Below are 3,327 nucleotides of genomic sequence, written 5' to 3' on the forward strand. Positions count from 1 at the left end.
GGACACGACCCTCATCACGCCTCCACCTGCGCGTTACCTCCACCTGCGTGTTCGACCCGGCCGCTCTGGCCGCAGTATGCCGTCCCCGTGCCCGCTTCGGGCCAGGGCCAGCCGCGCCGGTAGGCGCCCCGATGCCGCCCGTTCGCCGGGCTTGTCGTCACGGGCGCTCCGTCACGGGTGTTCAGGCGAGCATCCATCTTTCCGAGCGTTCTACGAGCAGGCAACTTGCGTCTTCTCTTGTCAACTAATCTCTCCACGGGGTATACATGTGCTGTCGGCAGGTACCGGAACCGCAGGTACCAGAACTTGAGACAGGAGACCCGCGATGTTGATGCGCACGGACCCCTTCCGCGAGCTCGACCGGTTGACCCAGCAGGTGTTCGGCACTCCCGCGCGGCCGGCCGCCATGCCCATCGACGCCTACCGCAGGGGTGACGCGTTTCTCATCCAGTTTGATCTTCCGGGTGTCGACTCGAAGTCGATCGACCTCACCGTGGAGCGCAATGTTCTTGCCGTCACCGCCGACCGCCCCGAGTCCCGGGAGTCCGAGGGCGTCGATATGATCATTTCCGAACGCCCCCGAGGCAGGTTCAGCCGGCAGCTGTTCCTCGGCGAGACCCTCGACACCGACAAGCTCACCGCGCACTACGACGACGGTGTGCTGACCGTGGTCATCCCGGTGGCGGAGCAGGCCAAGCCGCGCCGGGTGGAAATCTCCACGACCGCGGGCGGCCCGTCCCCCGTCCAGGCCTGACGGGGCTGGCCAGCGCGGGTGCGCCGGCTTCGCAGCCCGGGGGCATACTTCATGGCGACCTTCATGGCGGCGAAGCCGGTGGCACCCCGCGCCCGTGGGCGCGGTCGCCTGGCGCGCTCACGGGACGGGAGAACCACACGGGATGCCAGCGGCGGAGCCGTTCCGCGGGGCCGTACTGGACGCGGTGCTGGAACGGATCACCTATGCCAACGAGGAGACCGGGTACACCGTGGCCCGCGTCGACGCCGGTCGGTCCGGCGAGCTGGTCACGGTTGTGGGTGCGCTGCTCGGTGCGCAGCCTGGTGAGTCGTTACGCATGCGCGGGCGCTGGGGCTCGCACCCGCAGTTCGGCAGGCAGTTCCACGTCGAGGACTACACGACCGTGCTGCCGGCGACGGTCCAGGGCATCCGCCGCTACCTCGGTTCGGGGCTTATCAAGGGAATCGGGCCGAAACTCGCCGAACGGATAGTCGAGCATTTCGGGGTCGATGCCCTCGACGTCATCGAACAACAGCCGGACCGGCTGATCGAGGTTCCCAAACTCGGGCCCAAGCGCACGAAGGCGATCGCGGCCGCCTGGGAGGAACAAAAATCGATCAAGGAGGTGATGGTCTTCCTCCAAGGCGTCGGGGTGTCCACCTCGCTCGCGGTGCGGATCTACAAGCAGTATGGCGACCGCTCCATCGAGGTGGTGCGCAAGGAGCCGTACCGGCTGGCAACCGACGTGTGGGGAATCGGTTTCCGGACGGCGGACACGATCGCCAAGGCCGTCGGGATTCCGCATGACAGCCCGCAGCGCATCAAGGCGGGCCTGGTGTTCACGCTGTCGGAGTCCACTGGGGACGGTAACTGTTTCCTGCCCGAACAGCGGCTGATCGCCGAGGCGATCAAGATTTTGCAGGTCGACACCGGAGCGGTGATCGAGTCTTTGGGCGAGCTCGTCGGCGAGGATGGCGTGGTCCGCGAGGAGGTCCCGGGGGAGGACCCGGCCGAGCCGACTGTCGCGATCTACCTGGTGCCCTTTCACCGGGCGGAGATATCGCTGGCGGGCCAGTTGCTGCGGCTGCTGCGGACGCGCAGTGACCGGATGCCCTCCTTCGCCACGGTCGACTGGGACACCGCCCTGGCCTGGCTGCGGGAGCGGACCCGAGCCGAGCTCGCACCGGCGCAGGAGGCGGCGGTGAAACTGGCCCTGACCGAGAAGGTCGCCGTGCTCACCGGCGGCCCCGGGTGCGGCAAGAGCTTCACCGTGCGGTCGGTCGTGACCTTCGCCCGCGCCAAGGGCGCGAAGGTGGTGCTCGCCGCACCGACCGGCCGGGCCGCCAAACGGCTGGCCGAGCTGACCGGTCACGAGGCGTCCACCGTCCACCGGTTACTGGAGCTGCGCCCGGGCGGGGATGCCGCCTACGATCGTGACCGGCCGCTGGACGCCGACCTCGTCGTGGTCGACGAGGCGTCCATGCTGGATCTCCTGCTGGCCAACAAGCTCGCCAAGGCCGTCCCGCCAGGGGCGCACCTGCTCCTGGTCGGGGATGTCGACCAGCTGCCCTCGGTCGGAGCCGGTGAGGTGCTGCGGGACCTGTTGGCCGCCGGTACGCCCGTTCCGCACGTGCGGCTCACCGATATCTTCCGGCAGGCGCGGGAATCCGGTGTCGTGACCAACGCGCACCGCATCAACAACGGGGAGCATCCGCTGGTACGCGGCCTGTCGGACTTCTTCTACTTCGCCGCCGACGAGACCGAGGACGCCGCGCGGATGACCGTCGACGTCGTCGCCCGGCGCATCCCGGCGAAGTTCGGGCTCGACCCGCGCCGGGACGTGCAGGTGCTCGCGCCGATGCATCGTGGGCCGGCCGGCGCCGGAGCGCTGAACACGCTGCTGCAGGAGGCGTTGACCCCGGCACGTCCGGATCTGCCCGAACGCCGGGCCGGCGGCCGGGTCTTCCGCATCGGGGACAAGGTGACACAGATCCGTAATAATTACGACAAGGGCGCCAGCGGCGTCTTCAACGGGACCCTCGGGGTCGTCACCGCGCTCGACCTCGACGAGCAGAAGCTCACGGTGCGCACGGATGAGGAGGAGGACGTCGACTACGAGTTCACCGAACTCGACGAACTCGCGCACGCTTATGCCGTGACCATCCACCGTTCACAGGGCAGTGAGTATCCTGCCGTGGTCATCCCGGTCACCACCAGCGCTTGGATGATGTTGCAACGTAACCTGCTCTACACCGCTGTCACGCGGGCCCGCACGTTGGTGGTCCTGGTCGGGTCGCGCCGGGCGATCGGGCAGGCCGTTCGTACCGTGAGCGGCGGGCGCCGCCACACCGCGCTCGACCACAGGCTACGGGTGTCCGATCACTGAACACGCGCAGGCGCGCGCGGACGGTTGCAAGCCGCTGAAAACGGTCGGGGACGCAGCCCGTACCCTGGGCAGCACGCGAAGCGTGTTCCTGGGTATGTCGTTCACCAACACACCGTTCGTCCATGCCATCCGATTACGATTTTTTCCATTTGTGGGGTAGTTGTGGGGAGTCGGAGCCGCGAACGACGGCAGGCCAAACAGCGGGCCC

The 3,327-nt window shown here is 68.0% G+C and carries 2 protein-coding genes; both read left to right on the top strand.

The genetic code is table 11. The features are described from left to right. Positions 1-325: 325 nt before the first annotated feature. Positions 326-754, top strand: coding sequence for an Hsp20/alpha crystallin family protein (locus MJ783_RS01650; RefSeq protein WP_239308111.1), 429 nt, complete (start codon positions 326-328; stop codon positions 752-754). A gap of 142 nt (positions 755-896) precedes the next feature. After that, complete coding sequence (locus MJ783_RS01655; protein ID WP_239308112.1) at positions 897-3,119, top strand: ATP-dependent RecD-like DNA helicase; 2,223 nt, start codon at positions 897-899, stop codon at positions 3,117-3,119. The last annotated feature ends 208 nt before the right edge of the window (positions 3,120-3,327 follow it).

Source organism: Protofrankia sp. Cj3 (assembly GCF_917627355.1).
Classification (GTDB): Bacteria; Actinomycetota; Actinomycetes; order Frankiales; family Frankiaceae; genus Protofrankia.

Excerpts from the sequence above, each read along its gene's own strand:
- MJ783_RS01650 (WP_239308111.1), top strand. The coding sequence starts at position 326 with ATGTTGATGCGCACGGACCCCTTCCGCGAGCTCGACCGGTTGACCCAG.
- MJ783_RS01655 (WP_239308112.1), top strand. The coding sequence starts at position 897 with ATGCCAGCGGCGGAGCCGTTCCGCGGGGCCGTACTGGACGCGGTGCTG.